Genomic DNA, 15,789 nt, shown 5'->3' with positions numbered 1-15,789 from the left:
TGGCTGCCGGTACGCCTCAGTGCTTGGCTTCTTCCTTGGCGGCGTTCGCCTTCGCGTCATTGGCGACATCGCGGGCCTTGTCGGCCACCTTCTGTGCGGCGTTGGCAGTCGCGTCGCTGGCGTGTGCGGCGGCGTCGGTTGCGGCGTCCTTGGCCTTGTCGGCAGCGTTGGCGGTGGCGTCTGCAGCCTTGTCCAGCGCCTGCTGGGTATCGGCGGCGGCCTGCTCGGAGGCTGCAGCGGTCTTGTCGGCGGCGTCACGGGTAGCTTCTGCCGCCTTGTCGACGGCATCGCGGGCAGCCGCGCCGGCGCTGTCAGCGGCCTGCTGCGCGTCCTGCTTGGCCTGTTCGGCTTCCGGGCCCTTGCAGGCGGCCAGGGCCAGCAGCAGGGAGGCGGCCAGCAGGGTGGTGGTGATCGGGCGAATCTTCATGGCGGTCTCCGGTACTGCAATGGATGGGGACGCCAGCCTATTCATGCCGTTGTGAAGGCGGGGTCGCGATGCCCGCGCCGCGAGGTCGCAGTGGCGCAAAGAAAAAGCCGCTGGCGAACCAGCGGCTTTTCCGGAACAGCGTGAAGAAAGAAGTTATTACTTCTTGGCTTCTTCAGCAGCGTCCTTGGCCTGCTCAGCGGTAGCTTCGGCAGCCTTGGCAGCGTCCTTGGCTTCGCCAGCAGCAGCGTCGGTCGCGGCAGCAGCGGTGTTGGCAGCAGCGTCGGTCGCAGCGTCAGCAGCGGTGGCGGCGGTGTTGGCAGCCTGCTGGGCAGCGTCGGCGGTCTGGGCGCCGGCAGCGGCGGCCTGGTCGGCAGCAGCCTGGGCTTCGGTGGCGGCTTCGTTGGCCGAAGCAGCGGCGTCCTGGGCAGCTTCCTGCTTCGAGCAGGCGGCCAGGGCCAGAGCCAGGGACATCGCGACCAGCAGCTTGTTGATGCTCATTGTGTAAATCCTCGTCGTTAGAATTAGGCAACGCGCATGCTGCGCGCCGACAACATGATGACAAGCCAAGATTGGGTGTCAAGCGATCCCGCATTCATTTTTGCGAAATCATCGTTAAATCTTTTTAAATCAATTCGATGGCGATTGCCGTTGCTTCGCCGCCACCGATGCACAGGGTGGCAATGCCGCGCTTGCCACCGCGCGTGCGCAGGGCGTTGACCAGGGTCACCACCAGGCGTGCACCGGAGGCACCGATGGGATGACCCAGCGCGCAGGCACCGCCATTCACGTTCAGCTTGTCGTGCGGGATGCCCAGCTCACGCATCGGCGCCATTGCCACCACGGCAAAGGCCTCGTTGATCTCGAACAGGTCGATCTGGTCCAGCGACCAGCCGGTCTTGGCCAGCAGCGTGTGGATCGCGCCGATCGGGGCGGTGGTGAACCACTCCGGTTCCTGCGAATGGGTGGCGTGGCCGACGATGCGGGCCAGCGGAGTGATGCCACGGGCGGCCGCGTCTTCCTCGGTCAGCAGGACCACCGCGGCGGCGCCGTCGGAGATGCTGGAGGAACTGGCGGCGGTGACGCTGCCGTCCTTCTTGAAGGCTGGACGCAGGGTCGGGATCTTGGCGATGTCCGAGCGCCCCGGCTGCTCGTCGGTGGCGACCTCGACGTCACCCTTGCGGGTGGCCACCTTCACCGCGACGATCTCGTCGGCGAACGCACCGTTGGCCTGTGCGGCCTGCGCGCGCTTGACCGATTCGATCGCGTAGGCGTCCTGCTCCTCGCGGCTGAACTGGTACTTGTCCACGGCGCATTCGGCGAATTCGCCCATGGCCTTGCCGTCATAGGCGTTGACCAGGCCGTCGTGGGCCATGTGGTCGACCGCCTGGAAGTTGCCGAAGCGGGTGCCGGTACGCGAGTTCGGCAGCAGGTGCGGGGCGTTGGACATCGATTCCATGCCACCGGCGACCACGATGCTGGCCGAACCGGCCTTGATCAGGTCATGGCCGAGCATGATGGTCTTCATGCCCGAGCCGCACACCTTGTTGAGGGTGGTGGCGCCGGTCGACAGCGGAATGCCGGCGGCGATCGCCGCCTGGCGGGCGGGCGCCTGGCCGAGGTTGGCCGGCAGCACGCAGCCCATGAGGACCTCGGAGACGTCGCTGGCCGGTACGCCCGACTGTTCCAGGGCGGCAGCGATGGCGGCCGCGCCGAGGGTGGGGGTCGGCACGCCGTTGAACTGGCCGAGGAAGGAGCCGATGGCGGTGCGCTTGGCGGCGGCGATGACGATGTTGGACATGGCAATCTCGTTGATGCGTAAGCAATGTTCGGAAAGGAGACCGCGGACGTTGGAAGCGCCCCGGTTTCCCGGCAGACTGCGTGGGGGTCGGCCCAAGTATAGAGGGTCGGGGAGGGCCGCCGCTGGGCGGCACCGCACGCCTGCCGGGATGTAGGCAGGTCAACGTTCATGGGAAGGAATCGATGGAACGCACGACGATGGTTAGGTCCGCGCTGGCAACGGCGCTGGCGATGGCAATGACGGCATGTGGCGGCGGCGGAGGCGGCGGCAATGTCCGCATCGATCCCCCTCCGACCACCCCCACACCCCCAACGACGCCCCCTCCGACGGCACCGCCTCCGGCCAAGCCGCAGGAACCGGCCTTCGACGCGCACCTGTCAGTGACCAATGCGCGTGCCGCACAGGCCGCCGGCCTGACCGGGCAGGGCGTGCGCATCGGCATCGTCGACTCGGGCGTGCAGCGCAACGCAGCGGCATTGAACGGGCGGGTGGTGGGCAACCTCAACTACATCGATCCGGCGCGCAACAACCTGCTGGTGGACGACGTGGTGGGCCACGGCACGGCGGTAGCCAGCCTGGCCGCCGGCGCGCCGGTGGGAACCTGGCCGGGCGGCATCGCCCCCGGTGCGCAGATCGTTTCGGCGCGGATCATCGCCGACAAGCCGCCGGTCGATGACGGCAGCGGCAAGGGCAATTCCTTCAGCGGTCCGCTGGGCGTGGCGCAGGTCCACCAGGACCTGATCAGCTACAACGTGAAGGTGATGAACAACTCGTGGGGCGGCCTGTACTGGACCGACCTGCCGACCACCGCGCAGGTGGCGGCCGAGTACCGTCCGTTCGTCATCAACCATGGCGGCCTGGTGGTGTTCGCGGCCGGCAACGATGCGCGCACCGAACCGAGCAGCCTGGCCGCCCTGCCCAGCCAGCTGGGCGTTGCCGGCTCGCTACCGGCGGCCGACCTGGAGCGCGGTTGGCTGGTGGCGACCGCAGTGGATCCCTATGCACCGGGCACGCTGGCCAGCTACGCCAATGCCTGCGGGCAGGCGGCGCGCTATTGCCTGGCGGCGCCGGGCAGCGCGGTCTATCCCGATGCCAATGGCAGCACCTACTACTGGAACTACGGGACGTCCTTCGCCGCCCCGTTGATCTCCGGCGCCGCCGCGCTGGTCTGGCAGCGCTACCCGTACTTCGACAACAACCTGGTGCGGCAGACCCTGCTGGGCACGGCCAAGGACATCGGCGCGCCCGGCGTGGATGCGGTGTTCGGCTACGGCCTGCTCGACATCTCGCGGGCGATCAAGGGCCCGGGCCGCTTCGACTGGGGTGATGTAGTGGCCAATGTCGATGCGCCATCGAGTGGCTCGCTGTGGAGCAACGACATCGTCGGCAGCGGTGGCCTGGTCAAGCAGGGCGGGGGCACCCTGGTGCTCGCAGGCAACAACAGCTACAGCGGCGCCACCCGCATCGAGCGCGGCATCCTGTCGCTGCAGAACGGCGGTGTCATCCGTTCCAACGTGACCATCCTCGGCCAGCCCGACCCGGATTCGACCGGCCTGCAGTTCAATGGCGGCACGCCGCGCGTGATCGGCAACGTGGTCAACGGCAGCAGCGTGTTCCTGACCACCGGCAGCACCACCGGCACCATCGAGGGCAACTACACGCAGCAGGCGGGTGGCCAGTTGATGATCGCGCTCGGTGCCAATGCGCTGCAGGTGACCGGCACGGCCTCGATCAATGGTGGCGTGCGCGTGCATGGCTTCGTCTCCGGCTACGTGCCGCAGAACGGCAGCCGCCAGGACCTGGTCCATGCGGCCGGTGGCCTGAGCGGCACCTTCAGCAGCCCGGCCTCCTCCAGCGGCCTGCAGGGCCTGTCGCTGCTGCAGAGCAGCTATGGCTATGACAGCAACACTGCCTGGTTGAACCTGACCCAGGTGAGCGTGACGGCGGCGGCGACCGGGCTCGCGGCCTCGGCGCAGTCCGCGGCGCAACGACTGGAAGGTGCGTTCAGCGCACTCGATGGCAGTCCCGCCCTGCAGGGCTCGGCCTTCGGCGCGGCGGCCGGTGCGCTGCAGTGGACCGGCGGTGGCAGCGAGGGCCTGGCAGCCAGCCTGCAGAGCCTGTCCGGGCAGGCGCATGCGCGGGCCGAGTCGGCCACCTTCGACAGCATCGACATGTCGCGCCGTGCGATCGCCGAGCGCTTCGATCGCGTGCGGGCGGCGCCGCGCCTGCGCGGGGCCTGGCAGAGCGCGCTCGGTGAGGCCGGGCAGGGCAGTTTTGCCGGCAATGCCGCCGACAGCCGTGGCTGGATGGCCGGCCAGGACCTGCCGCTGGGCAGCAATGGGCTGATGGGCGTGGCCTTTGGCGAGACCCGCAGCAATGGTGGCAGCAGCTTCGGCGGCGATCGTGGGCGTGATCGCCAGGCGCAGGCACAGTTGTACGCCGGTTGGAACCTGGGCCGGGGCTATGCGCTGGCGCAGGTCGGCAGCGGCCAGTTCACCCGTGCGCTGGATCGCCAGTTGCTGCTGGGCGCCGGTGCCTATGGTGTTTCCGCGCGTTACGGCGGACGCTTCAGCCGTGCCAGCGTCGAAGGCGGCTATCGTTTCGGCCGCGCGGGCGCGTCGTTGACACCGTATCTGGGTGCCAGCACCACGCGCGTGGATACCGATGCCTTCAATGAGCTGGGTGGTTTCGGCTTCGGCCTGCGTGGCGACGCCAACCGCGTGCAGCGCAGCCAGATGCTGGCCGGTATCCGCGGCGAGCGCGGCTGGGGGCGCTGGACGCTGCGCGGGCACGCCGAGTGGCAGCAACGGCTCGACGGTGCCGATGCGGACTGGCAGGCCAGCTTCGTTGGTGTCGATGCCTGGGCACCCCTGGCGGGATGGGACGCACCGCGTGGCAGTGCGCTGTTCGGCGTGGCGCTGGAGTCGTGGTGGGGCCGCAATGGCCGCCTGAGCCTGGGCTTCGACCAGCGCGTCGGTGGCGAGGGCGCGCGCCAGGCGGCGCTGCGCTACAGCACCGGGTTCTGAGCGGGAGGTCGCGCCGGGACGTCAGCTCCGGCGCGACATCGGCAGGCTCAGCCGCCGCGCAGGTTGCCCAGGCGCGGGGTGCTGCGGCCCAGCGGCATCTTCAGCTTGCCGATCGACAGGATGCGGCTTTCGGCGATGCGGTCGGCCGCACGCTGCGGCGCGATGTTCTCGCGCTGCGACAGTTCGAAGATGCGGGTGAGGTTGTGATAGATGCTGCGGATCAGGCGCATCGCGCGTTCGCGGTTGTAGCCATCGATCTCCAGCGACACGTTCATCACGCCGCCAGCGTTGACCGCATAGTCCGGCGCATACAGGATGCCGCGCGCGTGCAGTTCATCGCCGATTTCCAGGCTCGACAGCTGGTTGTTGGCGGTACCGCAGATGATCTTGGCCTTGATCCGCGGCAGGGTGTCGGCGTTGATGGCGCCTTCCAGCGCGCACGGTGCGAACACGTCGGCGTTCACTTCGTGGATCTCGTCGGGCTTGACCGCTTCGGCGCCGAAATCGCTGACCGCGCGATCAACCAGTGCGCTGTCCAGGTCGGTGACATACAGCTTGGCACCACGGTCGCGCAGCAGTTTCACCAGCTCCATGCCGATGTGGCCCAGGCCCTGCACCGCGATGCTGGTCTTGCCCACTTCCTCGTGGCCGAACTTGAAGCGCATCGCCGCCATCAGCGCCTGCAGCGCACCGTAGGCGGTGAACGGGGCCGGATCGCCGGAGCCGCCATGGACCTGGTGCACGCCGGTCACGAACTGGCTCTCCAGGTAGATGTTCTCCATGTCGTTGACGTCGGTGCCGACGTCTTCGGCGGTGATGTAGCGGCCGCCCAGCGAGTCGACGTAACGGCCGAAGGCGCGGAACAGCACCTCGGTCTTGTCCACCTTCGGGTCGCCGATGATCACCGCCTTGCCGCCACCGACGTTGAGGCCGGCCAGCGCATTCTTGTAGGTCATCGTCCGGCTCAGCCGCAGCACGTCGGCCAGTGCCTCGTCGGTGCTGGCGTAGGGGCGCATGCGCACGCCGCCCAGGGCCGGGCCCAGGGTGGTGTTGTGAATGGCGATGATCGCCTTCAGGCCGGCATCGTGGTTGTGGCAGAACACCACTTGTTCGTGGCCGGTGGTGGCGAGGGTTTCGAATAGCATGGCGTCTCCGATGGCGCGAACAGCGGCGAACTGCAGCGAACGGCCAGTGAACGGTAGGGTCCCAAAACAAAAAAAGCGACGTCGTCATGGCTGGGGGACGGGTCGCGCGGCGCCATTCTAGTCCATTCGCCCGGCCGTTGCCGTCGACGTCGGCGGCCGTCAGGTTAAAGAAGATGAAAGTGCGGCCGATGCTGCGACGACGGCGGGTGGCCGGATGGGCGTGAAGAGGCAGGGCGGTCAGTGACGGCAAGGGCATCACAACGACAGGACGGGCGGCGATGACAGCGGCATGGTGGCGATCGCTGCGCGGCTGGCTGACACGTTCGACCGGGGCGGCACCGGCGCGGCTGGTTGCCGCATCCCGCCAGGCGGTGGCCGCCGCAGCCGCAAGCCTGCAGGGCGAGGCGCTGCCGTCGCCGGAGATCGCCGCTCACCTGCAACGCGGGCTGCATGCGCTTGCGTTGTACCCACGGCTGGCCGGCGAGCCAACGCCGGTGCAGGACCCAGGCCTGGGCGAGGCGGTGGCGCGCGCGCTGCAGGACCGCGACTGGGCGGCCAGGCAGCTGCCCCGCCGGCCGCAGCTGCTGCCGCAGCTGATCCAGACCGTCAACGACGATGCCGCCTCGGCCCGGGTGATGGCCGCGATCATCGGCCAGGATCCGGTGCTGACCGGCAACCTGCTGCGCATCGCCAACAGCCCGGCCTACAAGGTCCACGAGCGCCCGGTAGAGAGCCTGCAGCGGGCGGTGACCCTGGTCGGCACCGAGGGCGTGCGCCAGATCATCAGTGCGGTACTGGTGCAGCCGGTGATGCAGGTGCAATGCGAGGTGTTCCCGCAGTTCAGCGCGATCATCTGGGAGCACGCACTGCTGGCATCGCGTGCAGCGGCCGACCACGCACGCACGGTCACCTTCGGCGATGCCTTCGCCGCGCAGTGGCTGGGCCTGGTGCAGGGGCTGGGTGCGGCGCTGGTGATGCGCCAGCTGCTGCAGGAGGCACAGGCCCGTGGCGAGCCCGTGGAGCCGGCGTTGGCCCTGCAGCTGTTGCAGCAGTGGTCGTTGCCGCTGGCGCAGCGGGTCGCTGCCGCATGGGAGTTGCCTGAGCCGGTTCACCAGGCCTTGGCGGTGGATGCGGAAGGATCGTTGGCCGACAGCCTGCGCCTGGCGAGCGCGGCCGCAGCGGCCAGCTTGTTGTGCCGCCATGGGCATGCCAGCCAGAGCCGCATGCTGGCCCTGCTGGAGCAGCTGCCCTCGGCACCGCCGCATGCATTGCGCTGGATCTGGCGGCGCCTGCATGGGCGCAACGTGGAAACGCTGGATGAGGCCGGACAGGATGAGGCCGCTCCGGCGTCCTGAGCGCTACAGCTGCGATTCCACCGGCAGCCAGCTGATCACCCGCGACAACCAGCGCTTGCGCGCCGTTGCCCCTGGCTCGGCCTCCACCCAGTGGGGGGGCGGTTCGCGCTCCAGCCAGCGCAACCGGCGGCGGTCGTCCAGTGCCAGCCACCAGCTGTGCCTGGGGTCAGCCAGGCGCAGGTATTCGTCCCGCAGCTGTGTACCCAGCACCGGATCGTCGAACAGCACACCCATTTCAGTGTTCAGGTAGGCCGAGCGCGGGTCCAGGTTGAAGGAGCCGACGAAACCGCGGCGGTCATCGATCAGGAATGCCTTGGTGTGCAGGCTCGCGCCGCTGCTGCCGAACACGCCGGCATCGCCCGACTGACCCTGTGCCTTCAGCTCGTACAGGTGGACGCCCGCTTCCAGCAGTGGCACGCGGTAGCCCATGTAGCCCCCGTGCACGGCGGCGACGTCGTTGGCGGCCAGCGAGTTGGTGACCACGCCCACCTGCACGCCCCGCCCGGCCATTGCCGAAAAGCCATCGAGGCCCTCGTTGCCGGGCACGAAGTAGGGCGAGATCAACAGGGCCTTGTGCCGGGCGGCCTGCAGCTCGCTGATCAGGGTCGACACCAGCCAGGTGGCGCGATCATCCCTGCGGTGCTTCATCGGCGGGTCCGACACGATGCGCACGGCACCGCTCCAGTGCAACGGCTCGGGGCTCGGGCGCTGCCGCTGGCGTGATTCGGCCACGCGCGCAAGGTAGGGGCGGGCCACGTCCCGCTGCGCCTCGTGGTCCGATTCGCGCACCAGCAGGCGCAGTTGTGCGTCGGTATGGAAGGCAAGCGCGGATACCGGAATGGCGGTTTCGCTGTTCCAGTAGTCGTCGAAGATCCGGTTGGCCTGCTCCACGGCGGGGCCGGCGACCAGCAGGTCCAGATCCTGGAAGTTCACGTCGGTGCGCGCGCTGAAGTACTCCTCGCCGATGTTGCGGCCACCGACGATCGCGACGCGGCCATCGGCGATCCAGCTCTTGTTGTGCATGCGGTGGTTCACGCTGAAGAAGCGCTGCACCATCTCCACCATGCGCAGGATGCCGGTCCGGTTGCGGAACGGGTTGTACAGGCGGATCTCGATGTTCGGATGGGCATCGAGCGCCATCATCAGCGCGTCCTTGTCCTTGGCATTCATGTCATCGAGCAGGATGCGCACGCGCACGCCGCGCTCGGCGGCGTCATACAGCGCCTTGGCCATCAGGTGGCCGATCAGGTCGTCGTGCCAGATGTAGTACTGCAGGTCCAGGCTGCGGCCGGCCTGGGTGGTGATCATCGCGCGGGCGGCGAAGGCATCCATGCCATCGCTGAGGAAGGCCACGCCCGACTGGCCGGGATGGGCCGCCTGCAGCGGCACGATCTGCTGGTCGATGCGGGTCTGTGCCGGCTGCAGCGGCAGCACGTGCGAAGGCGCGCCATGCGCCTGCGGCGTGAGATGGTCGGCCAGCAGCAGCCCGGACAGGACCAGCAGCACCAGCACGGCGAGGATGATCGCAGCAACACGCAGCAGGCGTCGCCACAGCGGCTTGGGCAGGCTCATGCCCCGATGGTAGAGCCACGCCATGCGTGAAGGAATGCCTGCAGGATCGACAGGGGGTCAGAGCCCCTGCCTTCGGCACGGGATCCGACCCCCGGATCCCTCTCCACGGGAAAGGGCCCTGACCCGCACACCTCAGAACCGCTCGTCGCTGCCCAGGTAGCGCCACTGCCCCGGCGGCAGCGGCCCCAGCGCCACGCGTCCGATACGCAGGCGGCGCACGGCCGTGACCTGCAGGCCGACAGCGCTGACCGCCACACGCAGCCCCTTGGCCGTCAGGCCCTTGCCGGCGAAGCGCAGGCGCTGCTCGCTCTGCCAGCTGACCTTGGCGCCGCCCGATTCCTGCTGCAGCCGCGCCATCAGCCACGGCCCGCGCTCGGGACCGCCTTCGGCCACTTCGATCAGGTATTCCTGCTCGGTACGGCCCAGGTTGCGCTGCAGGTGGGCCAGCGTGGCCGGATCCTGGCTGACCACCACCAGCCCGCTGTCGCTGGCCGGCAGCGAGGCGGCCAGCTGCAGGCCGTGGAAGTGACGCTGCAACGGACGGATGTCGCTGGCATCAAGTTCGCTGCGGCTGTCACTGCTGACCAGGGCACACAGGGTTTCGGCGGCGACACCGGCCGGCTTGTGCAGCAGCATGCTGACCCGCTCGGCCTTTTCATCGCTGGCCTGTTCGGCCACCACGATCACCGCGCTGTCATCGACCGGGCGCTGCGGCTGTTCCACCACGTCGCCGTTGACCGTGACCCAGCCGCCTTCGATGTAGCGCCGCGCTTCGCCGCGCGGGATGCCGAGCAGGGCGGACAGGCGTTTGTCGAGACGGATCGGTTCCATGGCAGGCAGGTCGGGCAGGGGGCGCGCAGTGTAGCTGCTGCGGCCGGTCAGCGCTGGCCGCGGTTGGCCAGCTCGGTCAGGTACAGGCGGGTATCGAACTCCAGCTGCAGGTAGTCCGGCTCCATGTGCTGACACAGCTGGTAGAAGGCCTTGTTGTGGTCGGCTTCCTTCAGGTGGGCCAGCTCATGCACCACGATCATGCGCAGGAACGCCGCGGGTGCCTGGCGGAACACGGTCGCGATGCGGATCTCGCGGCTGGCCTTGAGGCGGCCGCCGTGCACGCGGGAGATGGCGGTGTGGGTGCCCAGCGCGTGCTTGATCACTTCCAGCGTATTGTCGTAGCAGACCTTGTTGAGCGGCACCGACTTGCGCAGGTAACGGTCCTTCAGCTCCTGGGTGTACTCGTACAGCTGCCGGTCGCTGCGCACCTCGTGCGGGTCGGGGTAGCGCTGCTGCAGCCAGGGGCCGAGCCTGCCCTGCGCCAGCAGCTCGCTGACCTGGGCAACCAGGGGTTCGGGATAACCGGTGAGGTACTTCAGGACTGCCATGCAGGGCCGGCGGGGCGTCGGTAGAATGGGGCATCCAAGATTACACGCGGTACGCACCGACCATGGCAAAGCCCAACGCGCTGCAGGAACAATTGCTCAAGGCCGGCCTGGCCAAGAAGTCGCAGGCCAGCGCCGCCGCACGCGAGCAGGCCAAGGCCCGCCAGGGCAAGGCCGAATCGACCTCGGCCGAGGTCCAGCGCGAGGCTGAACGTGCCCGCGCCGAGAAGGTCGAGCGCGACCGCGCACTGGCCGCCGAACGCAATGCCCAGGCCAGGCAGGCTGAACAGAAGGCCCAGGCCAGGCAGATCATCACGGCCCATGCCGTACCCCACAAGGGCGACGACGAGTACCGCTTCAGCGATGGCGCAGCGATCCGTACCCTGCTGATCGACCCCAAGCTGCGCAAGGCGCTGTCGGTGGGCGTGCTGGTCATCGTCGCCCACGGCGAGGGCTATGCGTTGCTGCCCCGCGCCGCCGCCGAAAAGGTGCGTGAACGCGCACCCGAAGCAATCATCGTCGACCACGGCCAGCCGGGCTCGACCGCCGAGATCTCCACCGGCAACGCAGAGGACGACGCCTATTACGCGCAGTTCCAGGTGCCCGACGACCTGGTCTGGTAAGCAAAAAGGGGACGGAGGGGATTAAGTCGCAATCGGCCTGATCGGATCCGTCGGCGTTCTGTTTGGCATCCTGAAGAGCAGCCGAGCATGGCCCGGCTCTACATGAAGGCCTTCCTTTTTGCCGGGGTGTATCGTCCCCATATCGGGCGACACACCTGCGGAGGATAGCCATGGCCACCGGTTGGGCAGGAGACGGCGCGGTCCAGGACCAGATCGACGCCACTGTCGATGATGCGATCGCCCGCGCGCGGCGACAGCTGCGCGACGGCCCCGGCCTGGAACACTGTGAGGAATGCGACGCGCCGATCCCGTTGGCGCGGCGCCAGGCTGTGCCTGGTGTGCGGTTGTGCGTTGCGTGCCAGCAGGCGCGGGACGACGAAGACCAGGCGCATGCCGGGTACAACCGGCGTGGCAGCAAGGACAGCCAGCTGAGGTAAACGGGTGTTTTATTGCAGGGCTGCGCCCTGCACCTGCAGAAGCAACGTCAACATCAAAGGCGCCATCCATGGCGCTCACTGATCTGGCCCCCCCTCAACCGGACCCACCCCGCCTTCGACAGATTTCCGCGATCTGTTGGAACCTGCTGCTGATGGTGGGTGCCGACCGTTGGTCGGCACGGGGTCGGATCCAATTCTGACTATCGATATCTGACAGATGTGCCGACCAACGGTCGGCACCCGCCAACAGCGCGCGGAATCTGTCAGAGGTGGGGCGGTGTGGGTGGGCAGGACCGTTGGCGCCATGGATGGCGCCATCGAGCCCCATGGATGGGGTTACGGCGTGTCCTGACCACCCACACCGCCCCGCCATCCCACGGAATGCCGCTCTTGATCTTGCTTCGGCTTCGGCCTCTGCAGGTGCAGGGCGCAGCCCTGCCGAAAACTCCACCCTCAACCGTCGCCCTGGATGCCGCCGGGGGCCTGCGCCGGGTCGCGCCAGCGCCGTACCGTGCGCTGGAAGAACAGGTTGTTCGGCAGCTGCAGCACTGTGCCCTCGTGGCCCTCGCCGGTCTCCTGCAGCGTGGTGTAGATCAGGTTCACATCGATCACCCGGCCCTTCAGGCCCGGCTTCTCGCCGTTCTCCAGCACCTCGATGTAGTCGTGCAGGCGGAACGGGCGGGTGGTGAAGATCAGCAGCGTGCAGAAGATGTTGGACAGCACGCTCCAGGCCGCGAAGAAGGCCACCGCGCCCACGGCCGCGAAGCCGGTGAACGCGGTCCACAGCACCGAGGGCTTCGCGCCGAGCAGGCTGAGGATGTACAGCAGGGCACTGAAATAGACCACGAAACTGGTGATCCGGCGCGCGCCCATCACCATCTCGGGCGGCAACGTGTAGTGCTCGGCGAAGCGGCGGATCAGGCGCCGGGCGAGCACGCGCAGGAGCCACGCGACCAGAAGCACCCCTACGATCTGCAGGGCGACGCCGGCGTAGTTCAACCACGGGTGGGTCCAGGGCGGCAGGTGATCCTTCAGCGACAACATCATGGGGCGACAACAGGTGGCAATAGCGACCTTCGATGTTACCCGGCGCGTGCCGGGGATTCGACCGCCGGGGCCCAGGCCAGGCACACCAGCGCCTGGCGGTGCTGTTGCAGGCAGGCACGGCCGTTACCGGGGTGCAGCTGCAGCGACAGGCCCAGTGCCTGCAGCACGACGCAGGCGGCGATCACCAGCAGGGCGGCGCAGGTTGGGCTGGACATGGCAGGACTCCTGGACGGCAATTTCGCGAAGGACCTTCCATGGATGCAGCAGGTGTCGAAAAGGTTGCACGGCAGTGATCGTCGTCCGGCTCTAAACCTTTTCCCGGGCCGCCGCATCCAAGCGATATGCTCGACACCACCATGCCCGCGCCGCCTGCCGCCCACGACGCCGTCGATGAACCCGCCCTGGTGCGGGCGGCCGCCGCCGGCGATACCTCGGCCTATGAACTGCTGTACCGGCGGCATGCACCGCGCGTGTTCGCCGTGCTGTGGCGGCTGTGCGGGGGCCAGCAGGCGCGTGCCGAAGACGCCTTGCAGGAAGCCTTCCTGCAGGCGTGGAAGGCGCTGCCGGGGTTCCGTTTCGAGAGCAGCCTGTCGACCTGGCTGCATCGCCTGGGCGTCAACGCTGCGCTGATGGAACTGCGTGGGCGCGCCGCCGGGCAGGACCACGACAGTCTTGATGATGTGGACGGAGGACTGCAGGAACTGGCCGTACACGACCGCTGCGCCGGTACCGAGCGCGACCTGGAGCGCGCGCTGGCGACGCTGCCGCCGAGGGCGCGCGCGGTACTGGTGCTGCATGACATCGAAGGCTGGAAACACCAGGAGATCGCCGCGCAGCTGCAGATGGCCGTCGGCAGCTCCAAGGCACAGTTGCATCGTGCGCGCGGCCTGTTGCGCGCACGGCTGGGAGACATGACATGAGTACACACGAACACGATTCCGACCACGATCTGGTGGCCCGACTGCGCGCGCTGCCTTCCGAACGCGGCCTGCCCGCCGATGGCTGGACGCGGTTGTCGGCGCAGCTGCCGCCGCGTGAACCACAGGCGGCGCCTGCGCCGACCGGCAACGTGGTGGTGCTGCCGGGGCGTTCGCGCCGGCGCTGGTGGTTGCCGGTGGGGGCCGCACTGGCCGCAAGCCTGGCGCTCTACGCGGTGGCGCCGTGGCGCCATGCGCAACCGGACGCGCCGGTGCCGTCTACCCTGCAACTGCAGGCCGCGGCGATGACCGAGCAGTACCAGCAGGCAGTGGCCTCGTTGCCCGCAGGCCGGGCGCCGGAATGGCAGCCGGCGCTGCACGAACTCGATGAAAGCGCGGCACAGATCCGGGCCGCGCTGGCGCAGGATCCACGCGCGCCGCATCTGCTTGGCCAGCTCAAGCGCACCTATGCGTTGCGGCTGGAATTGACCCGGCAGGCGGCCTATGCCGCCGAGTCCGGCCTGACGACCTGAGGAGACCCCCGATGACACGAACCCTGATGACCTGCTGCGCCGCGCTGTTGCTGCTGCCCGCGGTGGCCCTGGCTGACACACGGATCGACGAGCGCCACAACCTGGCCGCCGGCGGCCGCATCGAACTGAGCAACGTGGCCGGCAAAGTGAGCGTGCGTGGCTGGGACCGCAACGACGTGCAGCTCACCGGTACGCTGAGCGATGGCCTGCAGCTGCGCCAGGAGAAGAGTGCCAACCGCGTGCGCTGGGAGATCGAGTATCCGCGTCGCAACAACAACGGCGGCGCGACGCTGGTGCTGAACGTGCCGCGCTCGGTGGAACTGCTGCTGAGTACGGTCAGTGCCAGCCAGGACATCAGCGGCATCGATGTGCGCCGCCTGCAGGCCGACACGGTCAGCGGCAGCCTGAGCGCCTCCGGTCGCAGCGGCGACAGCAAGCTCAATACGGTCAGCGGCGGTGTCATCGCGCGCCTGCAGACGCCGAAGCTGGACGTGAACACGGTCAGTGGCCGCATCGAAGCCGGCGGCGGCGCGTCCGGTGACATCGGTGCACAGACGGTATCCGGCCGGGTCGAGGTCGATGCCGGGCGGGTGCAGCGGCTGGCGGTAGAAACCGTGTCGGGCAGCATCGACCTGTCGGCGGCCGGGCTGGCGCCGGGGGGCCGTATCAATGTCGAATCGGTGAGCGCGTCGGTCAACCTGCGCCTGCCACGCACGGTTTCGGCGCAGCTGTCGGTGAACAGCTTCAGCGGGTCGATCAACAGCGACGCCGGCCAGGTGGAACGGCCGCGCTACGGCCCGGGCAGCCATCTCGATACTCGGCTCGGCAATGGCGACGGTGACATCCGCATCCAGTCGCATTCGGGCAGTGTGCGGGTACGCCTGGATCGCTGAGCGCGGTCCGGCAGGCCGCGGCGGCAGCGCCGCCGCGGTCGGAGCTGGGTCAGCTGGCTTTCTTCAGCGCCCAGGTAGTGCCGAGGACTTCGATCTTGCCACCGGCCTTGCGGAACGCTGCCAGGTCCGAAGCGATCGAATCGCTGCTGACCACGGTGCTGGCGGCCGCGCCCTTGCGTTCGCTGCGGATGCTGTTGCTGGCCTTCGCGGGGGTCTTTGCCTTGCGGGGCATGGTTGCTCCTGTCAGGTGGAAGGGGAGGAAAGCGCCCAGGCATCGGCCTGGCGCAGGTAGTCCTGCCGCTCGCGGCGGCAGTCATCGCCGCCCATCGAGAACTGGCGGCAGATCGCCGGGCGCTGCGAATAGATCGTGCAGCGCAGGTGATAGGGATCGATCGCCGCGCACCAGCCTTCCTCGTTGCGCGCCATCACGGCACGGCCGTGGGTGTCGCGTGACAGGAACTGGCCGGGCACGTGGTCGCCGGGCTGCAGCAGCACGGGCAACCGGCAACAGACCGCATCACAACGGCGGCAGTCGATGGGTGCAGGTGCTGCGTCAGGTTGTAAGGCCTCAGGGGCCTGGCGGGTGCCCAAAGCGGGTCTCAATGGCGGCTCAGGTGCTGCGCGGACCATGAACGAGCCA

Annotated in this window: 18 protein-coding genes; 7 read left to right on the top strand and 11 right to left on the bottom strand. The window is 68.4% G+C overall.

Going from position 1 to position 15,789, the window contains the following annotated elements; genetic code table 11:
* Positions 1 to 16: 16 nt before the first annotated feature.
* The 3 genes from VG566_RS16230 to VG566_RS16220 all read right to left on the bottom strand — a co-directional run bounded on the left by VG566_RS16230 (position 17) and on the right by VG566_RS16220 (position 2,225).
* Complete coding sequence (locus VG566_RS16230; RefSeq protein WP_014647982.1) at positions 17 to 427, bottom strand: hypothetical protein; 411 nt, start codon at positions 425 to 427, stop codon at positions 17 to 19.
* Between the two features lie 156 nt (positions 428 to 583).
* Positions 584 to 925, bottom strand: coding sequence for a hypothetical protein (locus VG566_RS16225; protein WP_005418203.1), 342 nt, complete (start codon positions 923 to 925; stop codon positions 584 to 586).
* Positions 926 to 1,049: 124 nt separating this feature from the next.
* Positions 1,050 to 2,225: a thiolase family protein gene (locus VG566_RS16220; RefSeq protein ID WP_241884316.1), complete on the bottom strand. Its 1,176-nt coding sequence runs from the start codon at positions 2,223 to 2,225 to the stop codon at positions 1,050 to 1,052.
* 182 nt (positions 2,226 to 2,407) lie between these two features.
* On the opposite strand from VG566_RS16220, the gene VG566_RS16215 reads away from it, so the two are divergent.
* The gene (locus tag VG566_RS16215) at positions 2,408 to 5,251 is read left to right on the top strand and encodes an autotransporter serine protease (protein WP_241884317.1); all 2,844 of its coding nucleotides are present in this window, start codon (positions 2,408 to 2,410) and stop codon (positions 5,249 to 5,251) included.
* Between the two features lie 47 nt (positions 5,252 to 5,298).
* Here the strand turns inward: VG566_RS16215 and VG566_RS16210 are convergent, their stop codons facing one another.
* The gene (locus tag VG566_RS16210; RefSeq protein WP_008264553.1) at positions 5,299 to 6,396 is read right to left on the bottom strand and encodes a Glu/Leu/Phe/Val dehydrogenase dimerization domain-containing protein; all 1,098 of its coding nucleotides are present in this window, start codon (positions 6,394 to 6,396) and stop codon (positions 5,299 to 5,301) included.
* 278 nt (positions 6,397 to 6,674) lie between these two features.
* Here VG566_RS16210 and VG566_RS16205 point away from each other — a divergent pair, with 278 nt between their 5' ends.
* Positions 6,675 to 7,751, top strand: coding sequence for an HDOD domain-containing protein (locus VG566_RS16205; RefSeq protein ID WP_049404700.1), 1,077 nt, complete (start codon positions 6,675 to 6,677; stop codon positions 7,749 to 7,751).
* A gap of 3 nt (positions 7,752 to 7,754) precedes the next feature.
* Here VG566_RS16205 and VG566_RS16200 read toward each other — a convergent pair whose 3' ends face one another.
* The 3 genes from VG566_RS16200 to VG566_RS16190 all read right to left on the bottom strand — a co-directional run bounded on the left by VG566_RS16200 (position 7,755) and on the right by VG566_RS16190 (position 10,702).
* Positions 7,755 to 9,347, bottom strand: coding sequence for a phospholipase D family protein (locus tag VG566_RS16200; RefSeq protein WP_049404698.1), 1,593 nt, complete (start codon positions 9,345 to 9,347; stop codon positions 7,755 to 7,757).
* Between the two features lie 108 nt (positions 9,348 to 9,455).
* Positions 9,456 to 10,154: an RNA pseudouridine synthase gene (locus VG566_RS16195; RefSeq protein WP_241884318.1), complete on the bottom strand. Its 699-nt coding sequence runs from the start codon at positions 10,152 to 10,154 to the stop codon at positions 9,456 to 9,458.
* Between the two features lie 47 nt (positions 10,155 to 10,201).
* A complete protein-coding gene (locus VG566_RS16190; RefSeq protein WP_075077039.1) occupies positions 10,202 to 10,702 on the bottom strand; it encodes a M48 family metallopeptidase in 501 nt (166 codons plus the stop codon).
* Positions 10,703 to 10,764: 62 nt separating this feature from the next.
* On the opposite strand from VG566_RS16190, the gene VG566_RS16185 reads away from it, so the two are divergent.
* Together VG566_RS16185 and VG566_RS16180 are read left to right on the top strand one after the other, a co-directional pair.
* The gene (locus tag VG566_RS16185; protein WP_014647975.1) at positions 10,765 to 11,322 is read left to right on the top strand and encodes a DUF2058 domain-containing protein; all 558 of its coding nucleotides are present in this window, start codon (positions 10,765 to 10,767) and stop codon (positions 11,320 to 11,322) included.
* 170 nt (positions 11,323 to 11,492) lie between these two features.
* Positions 11,493 to 11,759 (top strand): DksA/TraR family C4-type zinc finger protein, encoded by a 267-nt coding sequence (locus VG566_RS16180; protein WP_032958647.1) that lies wholly within the window; start codon positions 11,493 to 11,495, stop codon positions 11,757 to 11,759.
* Between the two features lie 453 nt (positions 11,760 to 12,212).
* Here VG566_RS16180 and VG566_RS16175 read toward each other — a convergent pair whose 3' ends face one another.
* Together VG566_RS16175 and VG566_RS16170 are read right to left on the bottom strand one after the other, a co-directional pair.
* On the bottom strand, positions 12,213 to 12,806 hold the full coding sequence (locus VG566_RS16175) for a mechanosensitive ion channel family protein (RefSeq protein WP_014647973.1): 594 nt from the start codon (positions 12,804 to 12,806) through the stop codon (positions 12,213 to 12,215).
* Positions 12,807 to 12,841: 35 nt separating this feature from the next.
* A complete protein-coding gene (locus VG566_RS16170; protein ID WP_014647972.1) occupies positions 12,842 to 13,021 on the bottom strand; it encodes a hypothetical protein in 180 nt (59 codons plus the stop codon).
* 126 nt (positions 13,022 to 13,147) lie between these two features.
* Between VG566_RS16170 and VG566_RS16165 the strand changes: the two genes are divergently transcribed.
* From VG566_RS16165 to VG566_RS16155, 3 genes are read left to right on the top strand one after another with little or no spacing between them, the layout of a single operon-like run.
* Entirely contained in the window at positions 13,148 to 13,726 is a 579-nt protein-coding gene (locus VG566_RS16165) for an RNA polymerase sigma factor (RefSeq protein ID WP_032958649.1), read from the top strand.
* Positions 13,723 to 14,256, top strand: coding sequence for a hypothetical protein (locus VG566_RS16160; protein WP_014647970.1), 534 nt, complete (start codon positions 13,723 to 13,725; stop codon positions 14,254 to 14,256). Before VG566_RS16165 ends, VG566_RS16160 begins: the two co-directional genes overlap by 4 nt.
* 11 nt (positions 14,257 to 14,267) lie before the next feature.
* On the top strand, positions 14,268 to 15,149 hold the full coding sequence (locus tag VG566_RS16155; protein WP_069116188.1) for a DUF4097 family beta strand repeat-containing protein: 882 nt from the start codon (positions 14,268 to 14,270) through the stop codon (positions 15,147 to 15,149).
* A 49-nt stretch (positions 15,150 to 15,198) separates the two neighbouring features.
* Here the strand turns inward: VG566_RS16155 and VG566_RS16150 are convergent, their stop codons facing one another.
* Both VG566_RS16150 and VG566_RS16145 read right to left on the bottom strand, forming a co-directional pair.
* Positions 15,199 to 15,381, bottom strand: a complete 183-nt coding sequence (locus tag VG566_RS16150; protein ID WP_005410566.1) for a hypothetical protein — start codon at positions 15,379 to 15,381, stop codon at positions 15,199 to 15,201.
* A gap of 11 nt (positions 15,382 to 15,392) precedes the next feature.
* Positions 15,393 to 15,686: a YkgJ family cysteine cluster protein gene (locus VG566_RS16145; RefSeq protein WP_053462562.1), complete on the bottom strand. Its 294-nt coding sequence runs from the start codon at positions 15,684 to 15,686 to the stop codon at positions 15,393 to 15,395.
* Positions 15,687 to 15,789 lie beyond the last annotated feature (103 nt).

Origin of the sequence: Stenotrophomonas sp. CASM114 (assembly GCF_049384325.1) — a bacterium.
Taxonomy (GTDB): Bacteria; Pseudomonadota; Gammaproteobacteria; order Xanthomonadales; family Xanthomonadaceae; genus Stenotrophomonas; species Stenotrophomonas muris.
The sequence above is the reverse complement of the archived record's forward strand: the minus strand, read 5'-3'. Positions and strand labels throughout refer to the sequence as shown.